We start from the raw sequence: 26,238 nt of genomic DNA, 5'->3' as shown, positions 1-26,238 counted from the left end.
CGTGGTGCTCATCGCGCATCGGCTGATGATGCACAAAGGTCTGGACCGATCGGTCCAGACCCACGGTTGCGTGAAGTCCCCAGTCTAACGCTCTTTCCCGCGGGATGCAGGTCACCGTCCGCCGAGTCAGTCGATCGCGGAGCAGTCCTTGACGGTCGCGGTGACCGCCGTGGTCGTCGTGCGCACCGTCGCGCGCACGCGGGTGGTGCGCTCGTCGTCGGCCGGAACCTCGTGCTCTGCGGTGCCCACCCGCGCGTACTGGCCATCCATGGCCGTCACGGTGCACGAAATGGCCGTCCCCGTCGGCCGGGTCACGTCGAAGACCATGACGATCTCCCGGTCGTTGGGGTGCTCGAAGCCGATGTCGGTCGTCGTGATCGCGTCCTCGGTGCCGGAGACACCGAACCACACCGTGAGAGCGAGCCCGACGGTGACGAAGAGGCCGCCGAGCGCCCACCAGAGCCGGTTGGCACGGCCGGGCCGCGCCTCCACCTCGGCCTCCTCGCGCTCGGGGTCCCACGGGTCGTGGTCCTGCGCGTGAGTCGTCATCGCTGCTCCTGCGGACGAAGGGGGCTGGCACCGGCTCGCGTCGAGAGGCTCGGTGCGCGGTGAGAGGATGGCTCCATTGTCCGTGACACCACACCGCGTCGGCACACCGGGCCCGCGCGGGACCGCACCTGTCCGGGAGGACCCCACCAGTGGAAGCACTCAGGCTCATGGCCGTCCACGCCCACCCCGACGACGAGTCGAGCAAGGGCGCGGCGACAACTGCTCGCTACGTCCACGACGGAGCCGAGGTGCTCGTCGTGACGTGCACCGGAGGAGAGCGCGGGGACGTCCTCAACCCCAAGCTCAAGGACGACCCGCACATCACCCGCGACCTCGTCGAGGTGCGTCGAGGGGAGATGGCCCGGGCGCAGGCTGCCCTGGGCGTGGACCACACCTGGCTCGGTTTCGTCGACTCCGGCCTGCCTGAGGGCGACCCGCTGCCTCCCCTGCCCACCGGCTGTTTCTACCTGGAGCCGCTCGAGGTGGCCACCGAGGCGCTGGTGCGGGAGATCCGGCGCTTCCGACCGCACGTCATCACCACGTACGACGAGAACGGTGGGTACCCGCACCCGGACCACGTCATGACCAACCGGGTCAGCGTCGCGGCCTTCGAGGCGGCGGGGGACCCGCAGGCCTACCCGCACGCCGGTGAGCCCTGGCAGCCGCTCAAGCTCTACTACATCGGTGGTTTCAGCCGGGAGCGGATGGAGGCCCTGCACGAGGCCATCCTCGAGCTGGGCAAGGAGTCGCCCTTCGTCGACTGGCTCGAGCGGACCAAGGGGCGCCCGCAGCGGCCGGTGACCACGTGGGTGCCCTGCTCGGACTTCTTCGACCAGCGCGACGACGCGCTGCGCTCGCACGCCACCCAGATCGATCCCGATGGCTTCTTCTTCGCGGTGCCCAATGACATGCAGGCGCGGATCTGGCCGACGGAGGAGTACGAGCTCGTGCTCAGCCACGTGCGCACCGATGACCGTGAGGACGACCTCTTCGCGGGGATCCCGCCGTCGCTGTCCGCGGCGGATGCCCTGGCCGAGCGCACCGACCTCGAGCTGGTGCGCGACGATCGCATCGCGCCGACCGTCAAGGAGTGGGCGTGAGCGCCCCGAGCTCCGAGGTCGGTCCGGGTTTCCTCGCCTTCGTCGCCTTCTTCTTCCTCGCGGTGGCCCTGTGGCTGCTCATGCGCAACATGTTCACGCGGATGCGCCGGATGAACCTCGCCCAGCGCGCGGAGGAGCAGCGGGCGGCGCGCGCAGCGCGACCGCCCGAGGAGACCCGGGCGACCGAGGCCGGGGACTCAGGTGTTGGCGATGGGCCCGAAGAGGGCCAGCGTCGCGGCGACGAAGTGTGAGATGAAGGCGAGCACCGTCAGCGCGTGGAAGATCTCGTGGAAGCCGAACCACCGCGGTGAGGGGTTGGGCCGCTTGAGCCCGTACACGACCGCGCCGGCGGTGTAGAGCGCGCCACCCAGCGCCACGAAGGTGAGGATCAGCCATCCGCCGTGGGTCAGCAGCGGCTGGATGTAGAAGACCGCGACCCAGCCCAGGGCCATGTACACCGGGACGTAGAGCCAGCGCGGGGCACCGACCCACAGCACCCTGAAGAGCACGCCGACGGTGGCCCCGCTCCAGACGATGACGAGCAGGGTGACCGCCTGGGCGCGCGGCAGCATCAGGGCGAAGGGGGTGTAGCTCCCGGCGATGATGAGGAAGATGTTCGCGTGGTCCCACCGCCGCAGGGCGCCGGCAGTCTTCCCGCGCCACCGGCCGCGGTGGTAGACCGCGGAGGTGCCGAAGAGGAGGCCGGCCGTGATGGTGAAGACCATCGCCGCCAGCCGACCGCCCTGGGTGGGGGCCGTGGAGGTGAGGATCAGCCCGCCGATGAGGGCGAGGGGAGCGGTGACCAGGTGCAGCCACCCCCGCAGGTGGGGCTTGACGGCTTCGACGAAGGCGTCGACCTGCCCGCCGACGTCATGCACGAGCTCCTTCATCTCACTCCGGGGGGACTCCATCCAACCACGGTAACTTACGGGTGCGTAGGTTGGCCATGTCGAGCAGGGGTTGCCGACCTGTGGGCTCGGACACGGGTCGCGACGGTAGGTTGGGCCCGGCCGACACCTCGCCACGAAAGGGATCGCGAGTGCGCAACCCGCTCTACAGCGCCTACGAGCGACGCCTCGTGCGCCAGCTCAACCGTGATGCCGTGCCGCGGCACGTGGGGATGATCGTCGACGGGAACCGACGCTTCGCCAAGGAGCGCGGCGGCAACGCCGAGGCCGGCCACCGGGCCGGGGCGGCGAACATCGCCAGCTTCCTCGAGTGGTGCGAGGACGCCGGCGTCGAGGTCGTGACGCTGTGGCTGCTCTCCACGGACAACCTCACCCGCCCGCCGGAGGAGCTCGACCGTTTGCTGCGGATCATCGAGGGCCTCGTCGCCGACCTGGCCTCGGCCGGTCGGTGGCAGCTGCACTCCGCAGGTGCGCTCGACATGCTCCCGGCGCAGACGGCCGCCGCGCTGCGGCGTGCCGAGGAGGAGACTGCCGGTGTCGACGGGCTCGTCGTCAACGTCGCGGTCGGGTACGGCGGTCGGCAGGAGATCGCCGACGCGGTCCGCTCCCTGCTGTGTTCGCGTGCGGCGCAGGGCGCGACGATCGAGGACGTCGCCCAGGACCTCACGGCCGAGGACATCGGCGACCACCTCTACACCAAGGGGCAGCCCGACCCGGACCTCGTCATTCGCACCTCGGGCGAGCAGCGCCTCTCCGGTTTCCTCCTGTGGCAGTCCGCGCACAGCGAGTACTACTTCTGCGAGGTCTACTGGCCCGAGTTCCGTCGGGTGGACTTCCTGCGGGCCCTGCGCTCCTACGCCGACCGGCACCGGCGCTTCGGCAGCTGACCTCCGCCTGTCGCCGGGCGAAGGGGAGGGGGGTGCGAGTGACGGATGTGGCGGGTGAGGTGTCCGGGACGTGAAATCTGCGGCACCGGTGTCGACACGCCCCCGCGGTCGCGTGCGGCCGCGCGATCCGGTCGTACGTTGAGCGTGACGGACTGCACATCGCAGATCGTTCGGGAGGCCTCAGGCATGGAGCTGTTGCTCAGCGGAAGGGGTCGGACCCGGCCCCGGCTCACGCCCACGGCCCGGTCCCGGCACCAGCACCGAGAGTAGGCGCGCACGCGCCTGGCGGCGCGGCGCCCCGTGGAGGAGACCGACGTGGACGACCTGATGACCCAGACCGTCACCCCCTCTGGCACGCAGCGTGACGGCGCGCCCGACCCGGTGGACCTGCCACCCCGTGACGAGGGCTCTCGCACCTACGTCATCGACACCTCGGTCCTGCTCTCCGATCCACGGGCAGTGATGCGCTTCAAGGAGCACGAGGTCGTCCTGCCGGTCGTCGTCGTCACCGAGCTCGAGGGCAAGCGCCACCACCCGGAGCTGGGGTACTTCGCGCGGACCGCCCTTCGCCTCCTCGACGACCTGCGGATCGAGGCCGGCCGGCTCGACGCCCCGGTGCCGGTGGGTGAGGAGGGGGGCACCCTGCGGGTGGAGCTCAACCACACCGATCCGATGGCGCTGCCCTCCGGCTTCCGCCTCGGGGACAACGACACCCGGATCCTCGCCGTGGCGAAGAACCTCTCTCTCGAGGGCGCCGACGTCACCATCGTGTCCAAGGACCTGCCGATGCGCGTCAAGGCATCCGCGGTGGGCCTCGACGCCCAGGAGTACCGGCACGAGCAGACCCGCGCGGACTCCGGCTGGACGGGCATGGCCGAGGTCGAGATGGGTGGCGCGGACGTCGACCACCTCTACGAGACCGGCCGGGTCGAGCACCTCGCCGCCGCCGAGCTGCCCTGCCACACGGGGCTGAAGATCATCTCCGAGCGCGGCAGCGCACTCGGACGCGTCGGCGCGGACAAGCAGGTGCGTCTCGTGCGCGGCGACCGGGACGCCTTCGGGCTGCACGGACGCTCGGCCGAGCAGCGGATCGCCCTCGACCTCCTCCTCGATCCGGACGTCGGCATCGTCAGCCTGGGTGGCCGAGCGGGGACCGGCAAGAGCGCGCTCGCGATGTGCGCCGGCCTCGAGGCGGTGATGGAGCGACGTCAGCACCGCAAGGTCATGGTCTTCCGCCCGCTCTACGCCGTCGGCGGTCAGGAGCTCGGCTACCTGCCCGGGAGCGAGCAGGAAAAGATGGGCCCCTGGGCCCAGGCGGTGCACGACACGCTCGGCGCCGTCGTCTCCAAGGAGGTCGTCGAGGAGATCCTCGACCGTGACCTGCTGGAGGTGCTCCCGCTGACCCACATCCGCGGTCGGAGCCTGCACGACGCCTATGTCATCGTCGACGAGGCGCAGAGCCTGGAGCGCAATGTCCTGCTCACGGTGATGTCCCGCGTGGGGCAGAACTCGAAGATCGTCCTCACCCACGACGTGGCCCAGCGCGACAACCTGCGCGTGGGGCGCCACGACGGGGTCGCCGCGGTGATCGAGACCCTCAAGGGGCACCCGCTCTTCTCGCACGTCACCCTCACCCGCAGCGAGCGCAGCCCGATCGCGGCGCTCGTGACCGACCTGCTCGAGGGCGTGGACGTCTGAGCGACGGCCCCGGACGAAGGGGGTGCCCCCGCCATCACCGGCGGGGGCACCCCCTTCGCCTGTGGGGGCGCCCCCTTCGCCTGTGGGGGCCGGGTGGCGTCGAGGAGTGCTGTCCGTTAAGGTCTCGAACTGATAACGGCGGTTCGCGTCCGGGTGGGCCGCCTCCCCACAGCCACTCCTTGGAGTGGCTGTCGTCGTGGAAGGAGCTGGTGACGTGGGCTCGTCGAGCTACACGCCGCGGCACGGGCCGTCCACGGGCGGCCGTCGCGGTGCGTCCGCGGTGCTCTCAGCAGTCCGCCGGCCCGTCGTCGGTGGCGCACTGGCCGTGACACTGCTCGGTTCCGTCGGAGCCACCGTCGCCATCGGGGACCCCTCCCACCCCGGCGACGCGACCGCGGCGTCCTCCGCGACGAGCGAGCCCGCGCAGACACCGGCCACCAACACCGTCACCGCGGACATCGCGCGACTGGCGGAGGACCGCCGCTCGACGAATGTCTCCCGCAGCGCCTCCCGCGAGCAGGACCGCCGCGAGGTGGCCGAACGCGCGAAGGAGGCGGCGGCGAAGAAGAAGGCCGCCGCCGAGCGCAAGGCGAAGGCGGCGAAGGCAGCCCGCGCCGAGAAGAAGCGCGAGAACGAGGCCAAGCCGGTCGGCGAGCGCGACTTCACCCAGGCGCAGCTCGCCACGATCCGCAAGGACCCCAAGCCCTACGCCATCGAGCTGATGCGTGAGCGTGGCTGGGGCGACGCCGAGTGGGGCTGCCTGGACTCGCTGTGGATCGGCGAGAGCGACTGGGAGCACGACGCGACCAACTCCTCGTCCGGCGCCTACGGCATCCCGCAGTCCCTGCCGGCGAGCAAGATGGCCTCGGCGGGCTCCGACTGGAAGACCAACCCGATCACGCAGATCGAGTGGGGTCTGGACTACATCAAGAGCAGCTACGGCAGCCCCTGTGAGGCGAAGTCCTTCTGGGACAGCAAGGACCCGCACTGGTACTGACCGGGTCACCCCCGGCTGAGCGTGGTCAGCAGTTCCCGGGCCACGTGCGGGAGGGGAGCCGTCAGGTCGAGCACGTGGTAGCGGGAAAACCAGCCGGACAGGTCGAGGCCCACGCCCACCCCGACCAGCTCGATGTCGCTGGAGCGGTCCAGGTCGGCGATGACGTCGGCCAGGTGGTGGTCGAGGTAGGCGCCGTCATTCGCCCGACTCGTCGAGGTCTCCATCGGTGAGCCGTCGGTGACGACCGCCAGCACGTGACGTCGGGCCTCGATCGAGCGCAGGCGCTCGGCGGCCCAGAGGATCGCCTCGCCGTCGACGCTCTCCCGGTAGGCGGAGGTGCGCAGCAGGGCGGAGGCCTGGACGTCACGGCCCCGTGTCGCCTCGGCATCGCGCAGGACGAGGTGCTGCAGCTCGGCCAGTCGGCCGGGGCGCGTCGGGCGTCCGGCCCGCTGCCAGTCGCGGCGGACCAGTGCCCCACCCCACGAGCGGGTGGTGTGCCCGAGGATCTCGCCGGACAGCCCGGCGCGGTTCATCGCCCGGCCCCAGACCTCGACGAGGGGGGCCATCCGCTCGCGGTGCGCCTTCATCGAGCCCGAGCAGTCCAGCAGGACCGTCACGGCGGTCGTGGTCGAGGGTCGGTCATGACGGGAGCGGAAGACGCGCGCATCCCCGGTGCGCGTGACCGGCCGGGTCAACCGGGCCGGGTCGAGCTCACCCTCCTCGAGGTCGACCTCCCAGCCCGTGGTCTCGGCACTGGCGAAGGTGCGGCCCATGGCCTGGGCGAGTCGGGCGACGCTCAGCCCGCTGTCGCGCACGAGGTGGTCCAGCCTCTCGTCCAGCGCGGCGCGGTCGCTCGGGGGGACGAGGGCCCGGGCGGGGTCGCACCGGTCGTGCCTGCTGGTGAAGACCCGGTAGCCGCCATCACCCGTCGCCAGCGCTTCGCTGCGCGCGAGGTCGAGCCGGCCCGCGGGGCCCTCGCCCTCGTCGAAACCGACGAGGAGGGAGAGGGCCGTCGTGCCGGTGTCCTCCGGGTCGTCGGCAGGGTCGACCTCCTCGCCCTCGGCCGCGCGGGCGGCGGCCACGAGCGAGGCCGCCACCCGGGCCAGCTCTCCCGCCGGCTCCGCGTAGGCGGTCTGGTCGTGCCGGGCCGTCCGCAGCCGCGCCAGCGGGCCCCCGATCGCACCGGCGATGGTGAATCGCGTGTGCTCGATGAGATCGCTGACCCGGTCGTCGATCCCCCGGGCGAGGACGCGGGAGCGACAGATCTGGGCGATCGTGAGGACGAGCAGACCCTGCTCGGTCTCGAGGAGGTCGCTGCCCACGAGCTGTCGAGTCCACGCGTCGAAGCGGTGCTCCAGATTGTTCACCAGACCGGGCAGCCGGGGGTCGGCGAGGGACTCGACGCGGATCTGCTCGAGCATCGCGAAGACGAGGTCGGCGACGAGGTCGTCACCGGGGGTGGTCGCGAGGAAGGTCGCCGGGTCGCTGTGCCGCACGAGGAGGGCCACGGCGTCCGTGGCGCCCCGGTGGCTGGCCCAGTCGTCCACGTGTGCCGCCGGGTGCAGGTGGGGTGCCCGCGCCGGGACCGGTCGTCGGCTGAGCTGCCACCGCGACCACTGGCGCCCCAGGTCCGGGCGGTGGCTCACGGCCCGCGCCGCGGCACCGGACAGCCGCACCACCGCCTCCTGCGTCCGCGCGGCCTCCTGCGGCGTCTCCCGCCCGGTGAGCAGGGGCGCTGCCGGGTCGATCACCGTGCCGAACCCGCGAGCGTGGCCTCTCGAGGTCCGGTCGGCCCGGCAAGCAGGTCGAGCTCGCGGTCGAAGCAGCGCTGGAAGAGCTCCTCCACGACCGGCTCGTCGTCCGGGTCGCACTTGTTGACGAAGGTGTAGCGCAGCGCCGTGCCGAGGTCCTCGAAGAGGTCGATGTTCTCCGCCCACGCGATGACGGTGCGCGGCGACATCAGGGTGGCCAGGTCGCCCGCGGAGAAGGCCGCGCGGGTCAGGCCCGCGAACTGCACCATGCCGGCCACGAGGTCACGGTCGGCGGCGATGCCGGGCACGTGGGCCGTGACGATGGCGGCCTCCTCGGAGGCGGGCAGGTGGTTGAGCGTGGCCGCGATGTCCCAGCGGTCCAGCTGCGCGTGGTTGAGGCGATGGGTGCCGTGGTACATCCCGGTGACGTTGCCGAGACCGACGGTGTTGCTCGTCGCGAAGATCCGGAAGCCGGGGTCGGGGTCGAGGACGCGGGACTGGTCGAGCAGGGTCAGGCGGCCCTCCCTCTCGAGGAGTCGCTGGATGACGAACATCACGTCCGGTCGCCCCGCGTCGTACTCGTCGAAGACCAGGGCGACCCCGTGCTGGAGCGCCCACGGCACGATGCCCTCGATGAACTCCGTGACCGGTTGGCCGTCGCGCAGGGTGATCGCGTCCTTCCCGATGAGGTCGAGGCGCGTGATGTGCCCGTCGAGGTTGATGCGGACGCACGGCCAGTTGAGTCGGGCCGCGACCTGCTCGATGTGGCTCGACTTGCCCGTGCCGTGCATGCCCTGGACGAGGACGCGGCGGTTGTGGGCGAATCCGGCCAGCAGGGCCCGGGTCACCGCCGGCTGCAGTCGGTAGGTCGGGTCGAGGCGGGGGACGTGCTCGCCGGTCTCCCGGAAGGCCGGGACGACGAGGTCGGTGTCGATGCCGAAGGTCTCGCGGACGTCGACCGTGGTGTCAGGGATCATGAGACCTCCTGCGTCTCGCGGGTGTCGGTGTCGGTGGACCCCTCGCTCTCGATCGTGGCGATCGAGGCGGCGGCAGCCATGAGGGGCTCGACGAGCTTGGGTGCCTCGGCGGCGGGAAGTCGCATGGCCGGGGCCTGGATCGCCAGGCACCGGTTGCTGCGACCGCGGTCGCTGGGGATGGGGACCGCGATGCACACGAGGCCCGGGAGGAACTCCTCGTCGTCGATGGCCCACCCCTGGGTGCGGGCCGCCTCGAGGCTCCTCTCGAGATCATCGGGGTCGGTGAGGGTCGCCGGCGTCAGCGCAGGAAGGGGGGAGTGGCTCAGCAGCTTCCGGCGCTGGGTGGGCGTCATCTGTGCGAGCAGGACCTTGCCGCTGGCCGAGGCGTGGACCGGGGCGCGGCTCCCGACGGCGAGCGTGAAGCGCAGGGGTGCGGTCGTCTCGACGCGGTCGAGGTAGATGACCTCGTCACCGGAGAGGGCCGTCAGGTTGCAGCTCTCGCCGGTGGACTCGGCCAGGTGGCGCAGCACCCCGTGCGTCGCGCCGTACTGGGCGGCGTTGAGCAGGATGTCCTCGGCCAGCTCGCGCAACCGGGCTCCGGTCCCGTAGTGCCGCCCGTCGACCTGGCGCACGAGCAGACCGGCGTCCTCGAGCTGTCGCAGCATGCGGTGCAGGGTCGGCTTCGGGAGGCCGGACTCGACGGCAAGCCCCTGCAAGGTGACGAACTCGTCCTTGGCGGCGATGAGCTCCAAGAGGGAGAACACGCGCAGCGTCGGCGTCTCGCCGCCGATGTCGCGCGGCTGCCCGGCCGTGGGTGTGGAGTCGGTGTCCATGGCACTCACCGTACCCAGTCTCTGTTTTCGGAACAAGGCGTTCAGGAAATGTGATCAGACCCTTGACGAGGCGTCGCGACACTGCCTACCGTTGCCCTAGGTTCCATTTTTCATGGTGGAGCGTCTCGATATCCAGAACTTTTACCTTGATCGGAGTGTCCCATGAGCACCCAGACACCAGAGCGCCAGATGGGCCGGGACGGCCACGCGGCACCGGAGCGCGAGATGAGCACGAAGGCGCCGGACACCCGGCAGGTCACCTCCGGAGTGACCAGGATGACCCCCTCCGAGGCCTTCGTCGAGACCATGGTCGCCAACGGAGTGACCGACATCTTCGGCATCATGGGGTCCGCCTTCATGGACGCCATGGACATCTTCGCCCCGGCCGGCATCCGCCTCGTGCCCGTCGTGCACGAGCAGGGTGCCGCCCACATGGCCGATGGCTATGCCCGCGTCTCCGGCAAGCACGGCCTGGTCATCGGCCAGAACGGACCCGGGATCAGCAACTGCGTCACGGCCATCGCGGCGGCGTACTGGGCGCACAGCCCCGTCGTCATCGTCACCCCCGAGACGGGGACGATGGGCATGGGCCTCGGTGGCTTCCAGGAGGCCAACCAGCTCCCGATGTTCCAGGAGTTCACGAAGTACCAGGCCCACGTGAACAACCCGAAGCGGATGGCTGAACTGACGGGGCGCGCCTTCGACCGCGCGATGACCGAGATCGGCCCCACGCAGATCAACATCCCCCGTGACTACTTCTACGGTGAGATCGAGACGGAGATCCCCACCCCGCAGCGGCTCGACCGGGGGCCCGGGGGTGGCGCCAGCCTGGACGCTGCCGCTGACCTGCTGGCCCAGGCGGAGTTCCCCGTGATCATCTCCGGTGGGGGCGTCGTCATGGCCGACGGGGTCGAGGAGTGCAAGGCCCTGGCGGAGCGCCTCGGCGCCCCGGTGGTCAACTCCTACCTCCACAACGACTCGTTCCCGGCCAGCCACCCGCTGTGGTGCGGCGCCCTCGGATACCAGGGGAGCAAGGCCGCGATGAAGCTCATCGCGCAGGCGGACGTCGTCGTCGCCCTCGGCTCGCGCCTCGGCCCCTTCGGGACCCTGCCCCAGCACGGCATGGACTACTGGCCGAAGGACGCGAAGATCATCCAGATCGATGCGGACCACAAGATGCTCGGTCTGGTGAAGAAGATCAGTGTGGGCATCTGCGGCGACGCCGCCGAGGCGGCGGTCGCGCTGCGCGAGCGCCTGGAGGTGCGCGACCTGCGCTCGGACGACAATCGTGAGGCGCGGGTCGAGACCATGCGGCGCGAGCAGGACGCCTGGGAGCAGGAGCTCACCGAGTGGACCCACGAGAAGGACGGGTACAGCCTGGAGATGATCGAGGAGGCGAAGGGCGAGGACGGCTCCTGGCTGAGCCCGCGCCAGGTCCTGCGAGAGCTCGAGAAGGCCATGCCCGAGCGCGTCATGGTCTCCACCGACATCGGGAACATCAACTCGGTCGCCAACTCCTACCTGCGTTTCGAGGAGCCGCGCTCCTTCTTCGCCCCGATGAGCTTCGGCAACTGCGGCTACGCCCTGCCGACGATCATCGGCGCCAAGGCCGCGGCCATGGACCGACCGGCCGTCGCCTACGCCGGTGACGGCGCGTGGGGCATGTCCATGGGGGAGGTGCTCACGGCCGTTCGCCACGACATCCCGGTCACGGCGGTCGTCTTCCACAATCGCCAGTGGGGTGCCGAGAAGAAGAACCAGGTCGACTTCTACGACCGCCGCTTCGTCGCCGGCGAGCTGGAGAGCGAGAGCTTCGCCGGCATCGCCCGGGCGATGGGTGCGGAGGGCGTCACGGTCAGTGAGCTCGACGAGGTCGGTCCCGCACTGACCGCGGCAATCGACGCCCAGATGAACGAGGGCAGGACGACGGTCATCGAGATCATGTGCACGCGTGAGCTCGGTGACCCGTTCCGGCGGGACGCGCTCTCCAAGCCGGTCCGACTGCTCGACAAGTACAAGGACTACGTCTGAGCCAGGTCGCCGCCCGTGGGCGAAGGGTGAGCCGGCGCCCCGCGGGGGGCTGACGGTGCACCTGATGTCCCGACTGCCGACACCAGTTGATGCTGGTGTCGGCAGTCGTAACATGTTGGGTCGCCACGTACTCTCAGCAGATGAGTTCGCAGGGTGTGGGTCGTGCTCCGTCGATGGCGGATGAGACGGCACGGATCGTGCGGACGTGGATCCAGCGTCGCGAGCTCGTCCCGGAGGAGCTCTACTCGGTCAGTACGGTGGCCGAGAGGTTGGGCATCTCGCGCAGTCCCGCCCGGGAGGCCCTGCTCGCGCTCGCCGAGGCGGGCCTGGTGCAGTTCGTGAAGAATCGTGGCTTCCGGGTGCTCGTGCCGGGGCCGCGGGAGGTCGTCGAGATCGTGCACCTGCGGTTGGCGCTCGAGCCGGCGGCGGCTGCTGCCGCGGCCCGTGGGGTGGAGGGGGCGAGGGCTGTGCTGCCCGGTCGGCTCCGGGACATGCAGCGCGCGGCGCTCAAGGGCGACGAGGGCGGTTTCAGTGCGCACGATCGAGCGCTCCACGAGCTGATCATGGAGTTGGCCGGCAATGCCCGGGCTGCTCGAGTCGTGGCCCGGCTGCGAGAGTCCCTGGAGTTGCTCGGGGCGTCAACCGCTGGCCGCACCAGAAGCCTCTTCGACATCTACCACGAGCACGTGCCGATCGTGGACCGGATGTGCCTGGGGGACGCGTCCGGCGCGCGCAGCGCCATGGAGCGGCACCTTGAACGCACTGGCCTGCTGCTCATGCGTCAGGCCAGCGGGGTGGGCGACCACTCGGGCGTGGAGGCGTGGCGGGAGCTCATCGGTGAGTTTCCCTCGGAGCTATCGGCGCAACTGCCGGTCAGCGGGCAGGAGTCTGGTGATCTCGGCGGCGGCGTCGACGGCCAGGCGGGCTAACTCGCTCTGTCGTGGCCGGCTCATGCGCACGGTGGGGACCTGGATGACGACCGCCGCGTGCGCCCGACCTGCGAGATCGAGCACGGGGGCGCCGACGCAGCGGACACCCTCGACGTTCTCCTGGTTGTCGATCGAGTACCCACGGGTGCGCGTCCGCTCGAGGTCCGCGCTCAGCTCGTCCGGACTCGCCAAGGTCGTCGACGTCAGCGTCGGTAGCCTCCGGGGCAGCGCCGCGAGATAGCTGCTGGCATCGGGGTCGTGGGCGAGCATCGCTTTGCCTGCTGCGGTCGTGTAGAGCGGGAAGCGCGCACCCGCATGCTGCTCGAAGCGCAGGGGCAGGGTGCTCTGCCAGCGCAGCATGACGACGGACTCGCCTCCGTCACGCACGGTGAGGTTCACGGACTCGTCGCACTGGCTGTGCACGCCCTCGAGGACGGGTGTGGCCCGGTCCAGTCCGAAGAATCTCCCGGCGACCTGGCCCATGAGCACGGCCTTGGGTCCGAGGTGGAAGGACTCGCCCCCGGGCGAGCGTTGCAGGTAGCCCTCGGCGACGAGGGCGCCGACGAGACGGGAGGCGGTCCCGGAGGAGAGCCCGAGGGCGTGTGCGACCTTGCCGACGGGGAGGGGGTGCTCGCTCGTCATGAACAGGTCCAGCACCGCCGCGGCCCGTCGCACGGCCTGTGTCCCGGCCGGTGCGTGGGGCCGTCCGGGGGTGTGGTTGGCGGGGTCAGGGGGAGGTGTGGCCACGGTGTCAATCCTAGGTGGGGGGGTTCACAGGTGCGCTTTCCTGCCCTAGCATCACTCCCACATTATGGGAGCCACTCCCACACTATAGGAATGAGGAACAATGGCGTCTCTCAACGAATCCGTCTTCACGTGGGCGGCTCCGCCGCTGAAATTCGGTCACGGTGCGCTCGACGAGATCGGTGCGGAGCTGGCCGCACGCGGCTGCAGATCGGTGCTCGTCCTCGCGGATGCGGGGGTCGTGGCGACCGGAACGCCCGAGCGGGTCCTCGAGTCCATCCGGGCCCAGCAGATCGACGCCCGGCTCTACGGGACCGTGGGCGTGGAGCCCACGGACGTGAGCATCAACGAGGCGGTGGCCTTCGCCCGGGAGGGGGAGTGGGATGCCTACGTCGCCGTCGGAGGTGGCTCGGTCATCGACACGGCCAAGGCGGTCAATCTCCTGACCACCCACGACGGGGAGCTGCTCGACTTCGTCACCCCACCCATCGGCGGGGGGCGGGCGCCCTCGCGTCCGCTCAAGCCACTCATCGCCGTCCCCACGACGGCGGGCACGGGGAGCGAGTCGACGACGATCTGCGTGATCGACCTGCTCGACCAGCACCTCAAGGCGGGGATCAGCCACCCCGCCCTGCGGCCCTCGCTCGCGATCATCGACCCCGTGACGACGATGACCATGCCGCCGGAGGTCACCGCAGCCAGCGGGATGGACGTGCTCTCGCACGCGCTGGAGAGCTATACGAGCGTGAGTTTCGACGCCAAGCCCGCGCCGGAGGACCCGATGAAGCGTCCGGCCTTCTGCGGGTCGAACCCCATCAGCGATGTGTGGTGCGAGATGGCCCTCACCCTCGTGGGCAAGCACCTACGCAAGGCGGTGATGAATGGCCGCGACATGCACGCCCGCGAACAGATGCTCCTCGCGTCGACCTACGCCGGTACCGGTTTCGGCAACGCGGGAACCCACCTTCCGCACGCCAATGCCTACCCCATCGCGGGTGCGGTGCAGAACTATCAGGCGAGCGGGTACCCGGTGATGCCGATGGTGCCGCACGGCCAGGCCGTCTCCGTGACCGCGCCCCACGTCTTCCGATGGACCTATCCGGGTGACCCCGAGCGTCACCTCCGCGCCGCCCAGCTGCTCTCCGGACAGACCTTCACCCAGACGGATGGCGCGGACGCCCTCGCCGGTGTGCTCAGCCAGCTCATGTCGGACATCGGCATCCCCGACAACCTGGGGCACTTCGGGTACGGGGAGGCCGACGTCGAGGGCCTGGTGACCGGGGCGATGAAGCAGACCCGCCAACTGTCCGTCGTCCCCCGGCCGGTGACGCCAGAGGCGCTGACGGGGATCTTTCGTGCGGCGCTGCACGGGGGGTCGTGATGGTCACGAGTGACGCCCAGGATGTTGACCGGGCACCCGATGGTGGGGGTGGCAGCGAGAGCGTGCAGGTGAGTCGCTCCGAGCTGCGTACCGTCCTGCTGTCCACCGTCGTGGGGACCACCGTCGAGTGGTACGACTTCTTCCTGTACGGCGTGGCTGCCGGCATCGTCTTCAACAAGCTGTACTTCCCCTCGGAGGACCCCGTCGTGGGCACCCTCTTGGCCTTCGCCACCTTCGCCGTGGGTTTCGTCGCCCGTCCTTTCGGTGGGCTGATCTTTGGGCACATCGGCGACCGCGTCGGCAGGAAGAAGACCCTGATCGCGACGATGATGATCATGGGGGTCGCCACCTTCCTCATCGGTGTACTGCCCACCTACGCGTCCATCGGTGTCGCCGCGCCGATCCTGCTCGTCGTGCTCCGTCTCGCACAGGGCATCGCCATCGGCGGCGAGTGGGGCGGGGCCGTCCTCATGTCGACCGAGTACGCGCCGCCCGGGAGGAAGGGACTCTTCGGCTCGGTCCCGCAAATGGGGTTGGCCATCGGATTGCTGCTGGGGACCGGTGTGTTCTCGATCCTCACCTGGGTGACCAGCGAAGAGGCCTTCCTCGCCTGGGGCTGGCGCATCGCCTTCGGCCTGAGCGCCGTCCTCGTCCTCGTCGGCCTCTACATCCGCCTGAAGGTGATGGAGACCCCTGCCTTCCGCAAGCTCGAGAAGGAGGAGGAGAAGGCCGCCGTCCCCGTCCTGGAGCTGGTGCGCTCGCGTGTCAACCGCAAGCACCTCTGGCTGGGCATGGGTGCCCGGTGGGTCGAGGGGCTCGCCTTCAACACCTGGGCCGTCTTCAGCATCGCGTACGGCACGGGGACCCTCGGACTCTCGGAGTCGACGATGCTCACGGCTGTCATGTTGGCTGCTGTGGTCCTCGTCGTGCTCATTCCGGTCTTCGGCAAGCTGTCCGACCGGTTCACCCGACGGACGACGTATGCATGGGGAACCGTGGCCATGGTGGTGATGACGGGGATCTCCTTCGAGATGCTGAACTCCGGAAACACCGTGGTCGTCATCATGGCCGTCGTACTGTCCCTCGGGGTGGTCTACCCCATGATGTACGGGCCGGTGGCGGCCTTCTTCACCGAGCTCTTCCCCGCCAACGTCCGGTACACGGGGATCTCGATCGTCTACCAGCTCTCCGGGATCTTCGCCTCCGGATTGACGCCGTTGATCCTCACGTGGCTGCTTGCCCGCGCGGGTGGTGACCTGGGGTACGTGCGCTGGTACTTCCTCGCGATCGGCCTCCTGAGCCTGGTGTGCACCCTGGCCATCCGACCCAAGGACCTGGTCGACGACCATGCCGTCGAGGAGTCGGCCTGACCCCGGTCAGGCCGACTCCGACGCACTCCGATGCCGTCGCCGAGCCCCGGCGCTGCGAGCAGCGCCGGGGCCCGGCTGGTGGTTCCTGGATCACCCGAGGAGGATCATTCCCATGAACGCCAGCCCGAAGACGAGTGCGGTCGAGACGACTCCGAGGACGAGCGGCCGTCCCCCGACCTTCTTCAGCAGGCTCACGTGCACCCCGGTGCCCAGGGCGAACATCGCGGCACCCAGCAGCAGCGTCTGCACGAACTGTCCGACGTCCAGCACCGCGGACGGCAGGGGGAGGAAGGTACGCACGAGGGCCATCGCGAGGAAGCCGAGGACGAAGAGCGGCACGATGGGCGGGAGCGCACCGGCGTCCGTGCCACCGGCACGCCGCTGGACGAGCGAGAGCGTGAAGATCACCGGGGCCAGCATGAGCACCCGTGCCAGCTTGACGACCACGGCGACGGTCAAGGCCCCGCCGCCGATGATGCCGCCGACCGCGACGACCTGGGCCACCTCGTGGATCGACCCGCCGGCGATGAGCCCTCGGGTGCGGTCGTCGATCCCGAGCGGGGCGAGCAGGAGGGGGAGGAGGAAGATCATGATGGTCCCGAAGAGCACCACGAGGCCGATCGCGGAGGCGACGTCGTCCTCGTCGCTGTCAGTGTTCCCTTCCACCGCGGCGACGGCGGCCGCCCCGCAGATGGAGAAGCCGCAGGCGATGAGCATGGTCAGCGGGCGGGGGATGGACATCCACCTCCCGAGGGCGAGCGTGCCGAGGATTCCACCGGCGACGATGACGACGACCACCGCCAGGACGCCGAAGCCGAGGGCGAGGATGTCGTCGAGGGCCAGCTGGAGCCCGAGGACGACGATGCCCAGGCGGAGGACCCGCTTGGCAGCGACCTTCATGCCGGGGCCGACGGCCTCGGGCATCCGCCAGACGTGGGTGACGACGACGCCCAGGAGGATCGCCACGAGGAGGGCGCTCAGCGCGGGGACCACCAGCTGCACGGCCCACGCGCCGACAGCCGCCGCGAAGGCGAGCGCGAGGCCCGGGGCGAGCCGAGTTGCCGGGGTCGGGGTCGGCGTGAGCCGGGGGGCCGGGGTCCGTGTGGTGTCCATGCTCTCGAGCATGGGATCCGGCGCTCGTCGCCACCAGACGGTGATTTGGCATCAGCTCATGCGTCCCGTGCATGACAAAGGGGGGATCCGATGATCCACGAGTGGCCGGACCTGGACACCCTCGAGCTGCTCGTCCTCGTCGCCGAGCTCGGTTCCATGGGTGCCGCCGCGCAGCGCCTGGGCATGAGCCAACCCGCGGCCAGCCGGGCCCTCGCGCGCTTCGAGCGGCGATGCGGACTGACCCTGCTGGAGCGCTCGCCGCGGGGTTCGCGGCTGACCTCCGAGGGGGCCCTGCTCGTCGACTGGTCGAGGGACGTGCTGGAGGCGGCCGAGCGGCTCACCCTCTCGGCCTCCGCGCTCCGCCGTCGCCGGGCCGCCCAGCTGAGGATCGCCGCGAGCATGACGGTCGCCGAGTACCTCGTGCCGAAGTGGCTGGCGGCCTTCCGGCGCGCACATCCCGACGTCCACGTCGACCTCGCGGTGATGAACTCCGAACACGTCATGGAACACGTGGTCGCGGGCGACCACGACCTCGGCTTCGTGGAGACGACGACGGTGCCCTCGCAGGTGCGCCACCGTCCCGTGGCGCGCGATCAGCTGTGCGTCGTCGTCGACGGCGACCACCCCTGGGCCCGGCGACGCTCGAGCCTGAGCCTGGCCCAGCTCGCGGTCACGCCGCTGGTGCTGCGCGAGCCGGGCTCCGGTACCCGTCGGGCGCTCGAGGACGCCCTCGGCCGACACGGACTGGATCTCGCGTCCCCCACCCAGGAGATGTCGAGCAATGCCGCCGTCCGGATCGCCACGTCGGCGGGTGTCGGTCCTGCGGTGCTCAGTGAGTACGCCGTGCGCGAGGCGCTCGAGCACGGTGACCTCGTCGAGGTTCCGCTGGCCGAAGGGAGCCTGCAGCGCGAGCTGTGTGCGGTCTGGGTCGGGGGCCCCCACCCTTCGGGGCCGGCCGGCGACCTCATCCGGGTGATCCTGCGATGACCGCGGCGTTCGCAGGGACCCGGTGGTGCGGGGCCGGCTGGGGAGTTGAGTGGATCAGGCGTGGTCTCGACCACGCCACTGCAGACGAGGAGGCGGTATGAGGTACATCGTCGGATGCTCGGCGGCCGAGCACGATCGTGAGGCGATCGCCCTCGCCTGGGCCCTGACCGATGCCACGGGAGCCGAGCTGCACCTGGTCCACGTGGTCCCCGGTCGCGCGCCGGAGCGGGCGACGAGCGCCCAGGAGGCCCAGTACCAGAAGTTCAGGCGGGCCGAGGCCGAGAAGCCGATGCGTCGGCACCAGGACCTCGTGCCGCCGGGGATCCCCGTGAGCAGCCACGTCGTCTTCGGTGAGACCCCGGCCGCCGGCCTGCTGGAGGCCGTCGAGGCACTCGGTGCCGGGCTCGTGATCGTGGGGACGGCACAGCGCTCGCCCTTGCGCCGGTTCACCGTCGGGTCGACCGCCACAGCGCTGTTGCGCAAGAGCATCGTCCCGATCGGGCTCGCCCCGTCCGGCTACCGGCCGCCGAGAGGGATCACCCGGATCACCTGCGCCATCGGCACCCGTGCTGGGCACGGGTCCCTGCTGGAGGTGGCGACGGAGGCCGCTGCCCGCCGCCACGCGCCGCTGCGGTTGGTCTCCCTGGTCACGGTGGACGCGCGCCGAGCAGGGCGCCAGGCCACCGGCTGGGCCGAGGCGCACGCGAAGGTCATCCTCGACCAGGCGGTCGAGGCCGTCGACCGTCGCACCCTGGTGCGTGCCGACATCGCGCCGGGACGCACCATCGAGGAGGCCATCGACAACCTCGACTGGGACGAGAGCGAGATCGTGCTCATCGGGTCCAGCCGACTCGCGAGCCGCAACCGCATCTTCCTCGGCAACGCCGCCCACCGGATGCTTCGCGCGCTGCCGGTGCCCGTGATCGTGGTGCCGAGGGACCGCCCTTCGCTCGATCGGATGCCGACCGATGTCACCTGAGGGGAGGGCCGGTCGTGGGCCGGCCGGCGAGGAGGAGGTCGCACGACTGCCGGTGACGAATCTGTTGGACATCGACGCGGACTCGCCGGTCCCGCTCTACCGACAGCTGCGCCAGGCGCTCGAGTGCCAGATCGTCAGCGGCACCTTCGACCCCGGGCTCCCGCTGCCCAGCTCCCGGGAGCTGGCCCGCGAGCTGGGGGTCTCCCGCAACACCGTCAACGCCGCCTACGAGGAGTTCCTCGCCGAGGGGATGGTCGTGGCCCACCCCCGTCGAGGCCTGTTCATCAACCCGGACCTGGTTGCCGGATCCGGCGAGCGGGGGCTCGTGGACGAAGTGGCGATCGACTGGTCCCGCCACCTCGTGGCCCCCCTGGACGCCGCGCTGCCGGAGATCACGAAGGCCCGCGACTGGATGGACCACCCCTACCCCTTCGTCGCCGGTCAGGTGAACCCTGCTGACTTCCCGCGCCTGGCCTGGGCGCGCAGCCTGCGACAGGCACTGGACCCACCACACCTGCACTTCAGCCTGCGGGACAGCGTGGACGAGGACGACCCCTTCCTGCTGGAGATGCTCTGCCGGAAGGTCCTGCCGTCCCGGGGGATCGACGTCACGCCGGAGCACGTCCTCATCACCTCCGGCTCGCAGCACGGGCTCGACCTGCTCGCCGCCACGATGATCCGGCCGGGCGACGCCGTCGGCGTGGAGGACCCGGGCTACACCGACGCGCGCCACCGGTTCGCCGTCGCCGGAGCGCACCTCGTGCCCTTCCCCGTGGACGAGGACGGCATCGTGCCCGACCGCGGTCTCGACGGCCTGCGGCTGCTGCACGTGACTCCGAGCCACCACAGCCCGACGAATGTCACGCTCTCGGGTGAGCGTCGCCAGCGGCTCATCGCCCTCGCCGACGAGTCGGACACGCTCATCGTCGAGGACGACTACGACGCCGAGTTCCGCTACCACGGCAAGCCGACTCCGGCGCTGAAGGCCCGGCCGCAGAGTGGCCGGGTCATCTACCTGGGCTCCTTCACCAAGTTCTTCGCCCCGGGCCTGCGCCTGGGTTACCTTGTCGCCGAACCGGACCTCATCGCGGAGCTGCGTCGTCGTCGCCGGTACCTGGTCCGGCACGTCTCGGGTCACCAGCAGCGCGGGATGGCGCTGCTGCTCGAGGCCGGCCAGTACCAGCGCACCATCCGCCGGCGCCGGTCACGACTGAGCCGCAAGTGGACGGAGCTGACCACCGCCCTGGCGGAGGAGCTGCCGTCCTTCGCCGGGGCGCCGCCGGGTGGGGTGAGCATCTGGGTCCGGGGGCCGGAGGGCCTGGACTGCTCCGAGCTGGCCGACCTCGTGCTGGAGGACGGGGTGGTCATCGAGCGCGGGGACGTCTTCTTCTTCGATCCCGTGGCCAACGCCCACCACTTCCGTCTGGGATTCGCCGCCATCGAGGAGGAGGCGATCCGGCCGGGTGTCCGCCTGCTCTCCGCCGGGATCCGGGAACTGACCCGGTAGTGCTGGCCCCCCCGTCCGAGGGACCATCTGGCCCTGTTTCGCCGGCCCTCCACCCCCCACGATGAGGACATCGAGTGTCATCACGGGAGGCAGGAACATGACCGATCAGTTCGTCCACGAGCAGCCGGGTACGGCTGAGCCGGCGTCCCCGAGCGTGCCCCAGCGGGAGGCCATCGTCGACCTGGCGACGCTGGCAGAGAACGCGGCCACCCTGGCGCGGCATGCACGGGGCGCCGAGCTCATGGCCGTGGTCAAGGCCGATGCCTACGGACACGGGCTCGTCCCGGCAGCGCGCGCTCTCGTCGCCGGGGGCGCCTCCCGACTGGGGACGGCCGTCATCGAGGAGGCGCTCGAGCTGCGCCGTGCCGGGATCGGCGTGCCGGTCCTCGCGTGGCTCGCCGCACCCGGAGCTCCCCTCGAGGCCGCGATCCGTGCGGACGTGGATCTGGCCGCCTACACGCTCGAGCAACTCGTGGAGCTGCGCCGGGCGGCCGACCGGGCGGGTCGGCGCGTGCGCGTGCACCTGAAGATCGACACGGGGATGTGGCGCGGAGGGTCCACCGTGACGCTGTGGCCGCAGCTCGTGGCCGCCGCCCGCGACGCCGAGCGGGAGGGGAGCGTCGACGTCGTGGGGATCTGGTCGCACATGGCCTGTGCCGACGATCCGGGGCACCCGTCGATCGGCGAGCAGCTGGGGGTCTTCCGCGAGGCGGTGCGGCTGGCGGAGTCGGCTGGACTGCGCCCCGAGGTACGGCACATCGCCAACTCCGCGGCAACCCTCTCGTCGCCGGAGAGCCACTGGGACATGGTCCGTCCCGGCATCGCCTGCTACGGCGTCGACCCGGTCCCCCCGCAGCAGCGCAGCGGTCACCCCCTTCTGCGGCCGGCGATGACGCTGAGTGCCGCCGTCGTCCAGACGAAGCGGGCTCCCGTCGGGAGCGGGATCTCCTACGGCCACACCCACGTCACCGACCACGACACGACGCTCGCCGTGGTGCCCCTCGGATATGCCGACGGGATCCCGCGGCACGCCAGCTCCCGAGGGGACGTCCTCGTGCGCGGTCACCGGGTGCCGGTGCTCGGCCGGGTGTGCATGGACCAGTTCGTCGTCGACACGGGTGACCTGCCGGTGGCACCCGGCGATCGCGTGCTCGTCTTCGGCCCCGGCGACACCGGTGAGCCCACGGCGCAGGACTGGGCGGACGCCGCCGGCACGATCCCCTACGAGGTGCTCACGCGGGTGGCGCCGCGGGTGCCACGCCGCCACATCGGGTGAGGGACGAAGACCCTTCTGGCACCTCGGAATTGACCGCGAAGTGGGTCTTCATGCGGTGCCACCCATGCCGGACAGTGAAGTGCACAGCGCCCGACGGAGGGTCGGGCGGTCGCTACACCACACGGAGGTTCGCGTGACCACCTTGGCTTCAAAGACGATGCCGGCATCCCTGACTCGTTCGCTCGCGCAGCAGCACCTGTTCCCGCACTTCACGGCGGGCAAGGTGTGGAAGGCGGAGAACCTCCCGGTCATCGAGCGCGGCGAGGGGTGCTACCTCTTCGACGAGGACGGCCGCCGCTTCCTCGACGGGCTGGCCGGTCTGTTCTGCGTCAACGTCGGGCACGGCCGGACCGACATCCCCCGGGCCGCCTTCGAGCAGATGTCGCAGCTGGCCTACTGGACGAACTGGGGGGCGGCCCACCCGGCCGCCGTCGACGCCGCGACACAGATCGCCGCGCTCGCCCCGGGCGACCTGCAGCGCGTCTTCTTCGTCAACTCCGGCTCCGAGGCCGTCGAGTCGGCCGTGAAGTTCGCCCGCCAGTACCACCGCAGCCAGGGCCAGCCCCAGCGCACGAAGATCATCGCCCGTGACATGGCCTACCACGGCACCACTCTCGGTGCCCTGGCCGTGACCGGGATCCCCGGGTACCGGGAGCCCTTCGGCCCGCTCATGCCGGGAGTGCGGCACGTCCCCAACACCCTCGGCGAGACGGTTCCCGCGGGTGGCACGGCCGCGGACCTCCCGAGCATCCAGGCCATCCGCCAGGTCATCGCCGAGGAGGGCGCGGAGACGATCGCCGCCCTCTTCGCCGAGCCGGTGCAGAACTCCCGCGGAGCACTCGTGCCCCCGACGGGCTACTGGCAGGAGCTGCGGCGGATCTGTGACGAGCACGGGATCCTCCTCGTCGCCGACGAGGTGATCTGCGGCTTCGGTCGCCTCGGCGAGTGGTTCGGCAGCACGCTCTTCGACGTCGTCCCCGACCTGCTCACCTTCGCCAAGGGCTCCACCTCGGGGTACGCGCCGTTGGGCGGCGTCATCATCCGTGAGCCGCTCGCCCAGGGCCTGCTGGACTCCCCGGAGGCCGGGATGTTCACCCACGGTGCCACGTGGGGCGGTCACCCCGTCTCGACCGCCGTCGCCTCGGCCAACCTGAAGATCCTGGCCGACGAGGACATCCCCGGGCACGTGCGCAGCCTCGAGCCGTACTTCCAGAACGGCCTGAACCGGATCGTCGAGGGACACCGCAGCGTGAGCGAGTGGCGCGGCAAGGGCTTCCTCTACGCGCTCGAGCTGACCGGGGACACCGAGACGGGGAGGACGCTCACGCCGGCCCAGTCGACCGAGATCCTCACCTCGGTCATCCCGGAGGCCATGCGCGAGGTCAACCTCATCACCCGCCCGGACAACCGCGGGGCGACCATGCTCGTGCTCTCCCCGCCCCTCGTGGCCGACCAGGACGTCCTGGACGACCTGCTCACCAGCGTCGACCACGTGATGTCGGCCGCCGATCGGTACCTCGGAGTGTGACCGGATGACCGTGCACCAGCCGCGCAGCGTCGCGCGGGACGAGCACTCGACCGGTGCTGGTGGGCTCACCGCGCGTTGGCGCGCGGAGCTCGCCGGCACCGGAACCCGGGTGGCGCTGGCCGACGGAGCAGACCCGCGCGTCGTGCGGGCAGCCTCGGAGCTGGCCGCCACCGGCCTGACCCCGTGCATCGTCGACCGGCCGGATCGGGTTCGAGCCGTGGCCCGGGAGCTGGACATCCGGCTCCCGGACTCGGTGGAGATCCTCGACCCGGCGGTCCTGTCCGACGGTCCGGCCGGCGCGGCGGTGGCCGCGGCGACCCAGCGCAAGGGGCCCGAGGAGGTCGCTGGCTTCCTCAGCGACCCGCTCCACCTCGCGGTCGGCTCGGTCGCCGCGGGCATCACCGATGCCTGCGTCGCGGGAGCGACGCGCACGACCACGGATGTCCTGCGTGCCTCCTTGCGGGTCGTGGGCACCGCCGAGTGGTGCTCGTCGGTGAGCAGTTGCTTCATCATGGAGCTCGCCGACGGTCGCCCGCTCGCCTTCGCGGACTGTGCGGTCATCCCGGAACCCGACGCGGACCAGCTGAGCGAGATCGCGCTGGCCACGGCCGACACCTTCTCGGTCCTCACCGGGGAGACGCCCAAGGTCGCCATGCTCTCCTTCAGCACGCTCGGCAGTGCGGACCACCCGAGCGTCGACGTCGTGCGGCAGGCCACCGCAGGGGCGCGCATCCGTCGACCCGACCTGGCGGTCGACGGCGAACTCCAGTTCGACGCGGCGGTCGTGGAGTCGGTGGCCCGACGCAAGGCTCCTGACTCGCTCATCGGGGGAGCGGCCACCGTGCTCGTCTTCCCCAACCTCGCCGCCGGGAACATCGCCTACAAGATCACCGAACGCCTCGCGGGCGCCACCGGTCACGGCCCGATCCTGCAAGGACTGGCCAGGCCGATCCACGACCTCTCCCGGGGCTGCAGCGCCTCGGACGTCGTCGGCGTGGCGCTCATCGCCGGACTCCAATCCACCACCACGCCCCGCGGCGCGACCCCGGTCGCGCTGCGCTGACACCGGAAGTACGTGAAACCCATGGAAGAGAAGCTCACGGCCGATATCGCGGCCCCTCCCAGCGGCAGTCCCACCGCGCCCCAAGCGACCCCCCCGGCGTTCGATGCGCCAGAGACACCCGAGCGCCTCGGGAAGACCCTCAAGCCCCACTGGGTCTGGGCCATCGCCCTGGGCTCGGCCGTCGGCTGGGGTGCCTTCATCCTGCCCACCGACTGGCTGGCCATGGCCGGCCCGGGGGGAGCGATCGCGGGATTCACCATCGGCGCGGCCATGATGATGCTCATCGCGGTCAGTTACGGCCTGCTCATCCGCAGCTTCCCGGTCTCCGGAGGAGAGCTGGCGTACGCGCTCGTCGGCTTCGGACGAACGCACGCCTTCATCTGCGGCTGGTTCCTCACCCTCGGGTACGCCTGCATCGTGGCCCTCAACGCCTCCGCGCTGGGGTTGCTCTTCCGCTACATTCTTCCCGGCATCGTCCAACAGGGACAGCTCTACACCGTCGCGGGGTATGAGGTGTACCTGGTGGAGATCCTCATCTCGATGACGGCCCTCGTCGTCTTCGGGGTGCTGAACATCCGCGGTGCTGCGCTCTCGGGGCGCCTGCAGTTCATCGCCTGCTGCATCATGCTCGTCGCCGTGGCGGCCATCTTCGTTGCCGTCGTCATCCAGCCGGAGACGGTGCTCTCAAACACCCGGCCCGCCTTCCCCAGTGAGGTCTCCCCGGTGGCCGCGATCCTGGCGATCGTCGCCATCGCCCCGTGGGCCTACGTCGGCTTCGACAACGTCCCCCAAGCGGCAGAGGAGTTCGACTTCGCCCCGGCCAAGGCCATGCGCCTCATCGTGCTCGCACTCGCGGCGGCGGCGCTGATCTACGCAGCGATGATCAGTGCCATCGCCCTGACCGAACCGTGGCAGCAGCTGGTCGCCGGTCAGTCGGCGTGGGGGAGTGCCGAGGCCCTCACCGGCCTCCTCGGTGGCGGGGGGCTGCTCCTGCTCGCCATCGGGATCACGATGGGGGTCAGTACCGGGTTGAACGGGTTCTACCTCTCGTCCAGCCGACTGATGCTGGCGATGGGGCGGGCCCAGATGATCCCCCAGGCCTTCGCTCGTCTGCACCCGAAGCACAAGACCCCCTACGTCGGGATCATCTTCGTCGGAGCGATCACCCTCATCACGCCGTGGTTCGGTCGGGCCGCACTGCTGTGGATCGTCGACATGTCCGCCGTCGGAGTCACCATCGCCTACCTCTACACCTGCCTGGTCGCCTTCCGCCTCTTCCGCACGAGTGGTGCACCGGAGCGGCCGGGGGAGCTCGAGGCCACGAGCTCGACGCTCAAGAAGGGCATGAGTCTGATCGGGGCGGTGATCGCCGTGACGTTCATGGCGCTGCTGCTCCTGCCGGGCTCGCCGGCACTCCTGGGGCCGGAGTCCCTGATCGCGCTGGGCATCTGGGTGCTCCTCGGAGTCGTCTTCTTCCTGTCGCGACGAGCCCACTCCAAGACGCTCACCGATGACCAGGTCGACCTGCTCGTCCTGGGCGCTCCCCGCCCCGAGTTCATGGCGCTGGGTCGTGGTCGCGCGACCACGGCGCCGCAGACCGCCTCCACCGACTGACCACGAATCGAGACTG

Annotated in this window: 23 protein-coding genes; 16 read left to right on the top strand and 7 right to left on the bottom strand. The window is 70.6% G+C overall.

Translation table 11 applies throughout. The features are described from left to right. Nucleotides 1-126: 126 nt before the first annotated feature. Nucleotides 127-549 (bottom strand): DUF4307 domain-containing protein, encoded by a 423-nt coding sequence (locus ACR9E9_RS15565; RefSeq protein WP_435200070.1) that lies wholly within the window; start codon nt 547-549, stop codon nt 127-129. Nucleotides 550-716: 167 nt separating this feature from the next. Here ACR9E9_RS15565 and mca point away from each other — a divergent pair, with 167 nt between their 5' ends. Together mca and ACR9E9_RS15555 are read left to right on the top strand one after the other, a co-directional pair. Next, the gene (gene mca, locus ACR9E9_RS15560; RefSeq protein ID WP_435203677.1) at nt 717-1,649 is read left to right on the top strand and encodes a mycothiol conjugate amidase Mca; all 933 of its coding nucleotides are present in this window, start codon (nt 717-719) and stop codon (nt 1,647-1,649) included. After that, nucleotides 1,646-1,900: a hypothetical protein gene (locus tag ACR9E9_RS15555; protein WP_435200068.1), complete on the top strand. Its 255-nt coding sequence runs from the start codon at nt 1,646-1,648 to the stop codon at nt 1,898-1,900. The genes mca and ACR9E9_RS15555 overlap by 4 nt, the downstream gene beginning before the upstream one ends. Here the strand turns inward: ACR9E9_RS15555 and trhA are convergent. After that, nucleotides 1,847-2,560 (bottom strand): PAQR family membrane homeostasis protein TrhA, encoded by a 714-nt coding sequence (gene trhA, locus ACR9E9_RS15550; protein WP_435200066.1) that lies wholly within the window; start codon nt 2,558-2,560, stop codon nt 1,847-1,849. The genes ACR9E9_RS15555 and trhA overlap by 54 nt on opposite strands. Before the next feature lie 128 nt (nt 2,561-2,688). On the opposite strand from trhA, the gene ACR9E9_RS15545 reads away from it, so the two are divergent. The 3 genes from ACR9E9_RS15545 to ACR9E9_RS15535 all read left to right on the top strand — a co-directional run bounded on the left by ACR9E9_RS15545 (nt 2,689) and on the right by ACR9E9_RS15535 (nt 6,139). Next, nucleotides 2,689-3,444, top strand: a complete 756-nt coding sequence (locus ACR9E9_RS15545) for an isoprenyl transferase (protein WP_435200064.1) — start codon at nt 2,689-2,691, stop codon at nt 3,442-3,444. A gap of 327 nt (nt 3,445-3,771) precedes the next feature. Next, complete coding sequence (locus ACR9E9_RS15540; protein WP_435203675.1) at nt 3,772-5,142, top strand: PhoH family protein; 1,371 nt, start codon at nt 3,772-3,774, stop codon at nt 5,140-5,142. Between the two features lie 214 nt (nt 5,143-5,356). After that, nucleotides 5,357-6,139 (top strand): hypothetical protein, encoded by a 783-nt coding sequence (locus ACR9E9_RS15535; protein ID WP_435200062.1) that lies wholly within the window; start codon nt 5,357-5,359, stop codon nt 6,137-6,139. Between the two features lie 5 nt (nt 6,140-6,144). Here the strand turns inward: ACR9E9_RS15535 and ACR9E9_RS15530 are convergent, their stop codons facing one another. Genes ACR9E9_RS15530 through ACR9E9_RS15520 form a run of 3 tightly spaced genes read right to left on the bottom strand, consistent with a single transcriptional unit; the run spans nt 6,145 to nt 9,700 of the window. Next, nucleotides 6,145-7,890, bottom strand: a complete 1,746-nt coding sequence (locus tag ACR9E9_RS15530; protein ID WP_435200060.1) for a cobaltochelatase CobT-related protein — start codon at nt 7,888-7,890, stop codon at nt 6,145-6,147. Further along, on the bottom strand, nt 7,887-8,867 hold the full coding sequence (locus ACR9E9_RS15525) for an AAA family ATPase (RefSeq protein WP_435200058.1): 981 nt from the start codon (nt 8,865-8,867) through the stop codon (nt 7,887-7,889). Before ACR9E9_RS15525 ends, ACR9E9_RS15530 begins: the two co-directional genes overlap by 4 nt. Beyond that, nucleotides 8,864-9,700, bottom strand: a complete 837-nt coding sequence (locus ACR9E9_RS15520) for an IclR family transcriptional regulator (protein ID WP_435200056.1) — start codon at nt 9,698-9,700, stop codon at nt 8,864-8,866. The genes ACR9E9_RS15525 and ACR9E9_RS15520 overlap by 4 nt, the downstream gene beginning before the upstream one ends. A 162-nt stretch (nt 9,701-9,862) precedes the next feature. Between ACR9E9_RS15520 and xsc the strand changes: the two genes are divergently transcribed. Both xsc and ACR9E9_RS15510 read left to right on the top strand, forming a co-directional pair. Then, the gene (gene xsc / locus ACR9E9_RS15515) at nt 9,863-11,731 is read left to right on the top strand and encodes a sulfoacetaldehyde acetyltransferase (protein WP_435200054.1); all 1,869 of its coding nucleotides are present in this window, start codon (nt 9,863-9,865) and stop codon (nt 11,729-11,731) included. Between the two features lie 140 nt (nt 11,732-11,871). Then, nucleotides 11,872-12,660: a GntR family transcriptional regulator gene (locus ACR9E9_RS15510; RefSeq protein ID WP_435200052.1), complete on the top strand. Its 789-nt coding sequence runs from the start codon at nt 11,872-11,874 to the stop codon at nt 12,658-12,660. Here ACR9E9_RS15510 and ACR9E9_RS15505 read toward each other — a convergent pair. Next, nucleotides 12,586-13,407 carry an IclR family transcriptional regulator gene (locus tag ACR9E9_RS15505; RefSeq protein ID WP_435200050.1) on the bottom strand — a complete coding sequence of 274 codons (822 nt, stop codon included), beginning with the start codon at nt 13,405-13,407 and terminating at the stop codon, nt 12,586-12,588. The two genes, ACR9E9_RS15510 and ACR9E9_RS15505, sit on opposite strands and share 75 nt — an antisense overlap. A 100-nt stretch (nt 13,408-13,507) precedes the next feature. Here ACR9E9_RS15505 and ACR9E9_RS15500 point away from each other — a divergent pair, with 100 nt between their 5' ends. Both ACR9E9_RS15500 and ACR9E9_RS15495 read left to right on the top strand, forming a co-directional pair. After that, a complete protein-coding gene (locus ACR9E9_RS15500) occupies nt 13,508-14,785 on the top strand; it encodes a hydroxyacid-oxoacid transhydrogenase (protein ID WP_435200048.1) in 1,278 nt (425 codons plus the stop codon). Further along, nucleotides 14,785-16,155, top strand: a complete 1,371-nt coding sequence (locus tag ACR9E9_RS15495) for an MFS transporter (protein ID WP_435200046.1) — start codon at nt 14,785-14,787, stop codon at nt 16,153-16,155. Before ACR9E9_RS15500 ends, ACR9E9_RS15495 begins: the two co-directional genes overlap by 1 nt. Before the next feature lie 90 nt (nt 16,156-16,245). Here ACR9E9_RS15495 and ACR9E9_RS15490 read toward each other — a convergent pair whose 3' ends face one another. Continuing rightward, complete coding sequence (locus ACR9E9_RS15490; protein WP_435200044.1) at nt 16,246-17,268, bottom strand: YeiH family protein; 1,023 nt, start codon at nt 17,266-17,268, stop codon at nt 16,246-16,248. A 90-nt stretch (nt 17,269-17,358) separates the two neighbouring features. Between ACR9E9_RS15490 and ACR9E9_RS15485 the strand changes: the two genes are divergently transcribed. From ACR9E9_RS15485 to ACR9E9_RS15455, 7 genes are all read left to right on the top strand, one after another. Beyond that, complete coding sequence (locus ACR9E9_RS15485; RefSeq protein ID WP_435200042.1) at nt 17,359-18,255, top strand: LysR family transcriptional regulator; 897 nt, start codon at nt 17,359-17,361, stop codon at nt 18,253-18,255. 97 nt (nt 18,256-18,352) lie between these two features. Further along, nucleotides 18,353-19,234 (top strand): universal stress protein, encoded by an 882-nt coding sequence (locus ACR9E9_RS15480; RefSeq protein ID WP_435200040.1) that lies wholly within the window; start codon nt 18,353-18,355, stop codon nt 19,232-19,234. Then, complete coding sequence (locus ACR9E9_RS15475; RefSeq protein WP_435200038.1) at nt 19,224-20,741, top strand: PLP-dependent aminotransferase family protein; 1,518 nt, start codon at nt 19,224-19,226, stop codon at nt 20,739-20,741. The genes ACR9E9_RS15480 and ACR9E9_RS15475 overlap by 11 nt, the downstream gene beginning before the upstream one ends. A gap of 97 nt (nt 20,742-20,838) precedes the next feature. Next, nucleotides 20,839-22,017, top strand: a complete 1,179-nt coding sequence (alr, locus tag ACR9E9_RS15470) for an alanine racemase (RefSeq protein ID WP_435200036.1) — start codon at nt 20,839-20,841, stop codon at nt 22,015-22,017. 133 nt (nt 22,018-22,150) lie between these two features. Further along, entirely contained in the window at nt 22,151-23,545 is a 1,395-nt protein-coding gene (locus ACR9E9_RS15465; RefSeq protein WP_435200034.1) for an aspartate aminotransferase family protein, read from the top strand. A 4-nt stretch (nt 23,546-23,549) separates the two neighbouring features. Then, nucleotides 23,550-24,608 carry a phosphotransacetylase gene (locus ACR9E9_RS15460; RefSeq protein ID WP_435200032.1) on the top strand — a complete coding sequence of 353 codons (1,059 nt, stop codon included), beginning with the start codon at nt 23,550-23,552 and terminating at the stop codon, nt 24,606-24,608. A 21-nt stretch (nt 24,609-24,629) separates the two neighbouring features. Continuing rightward, entirely contained in the window at nt 24,630-26,222 is a 1,593-nt protein-coding gene (locus ACR9E9_RS15455; protein ID WP_435200030.1) for an APC family permease, read from the top strand. Nucleotides 26,223-26,238: the final 16 nt, after the last annotated feature.

Source organism: Janibacter sp. GS2, assembly GCF_051200835.1.
Classification (GTDB): domain Bacteria; phylum Actinomycetota; class Actinomycetes; order Actinomycetales; family Dermatophilaceae; genus Janibacter.
The sequence above is the reverse complement of the archived record's forward strand: the minus strand, read 5'-3'. Positions and strand labels throughout refer to the sequence as shown.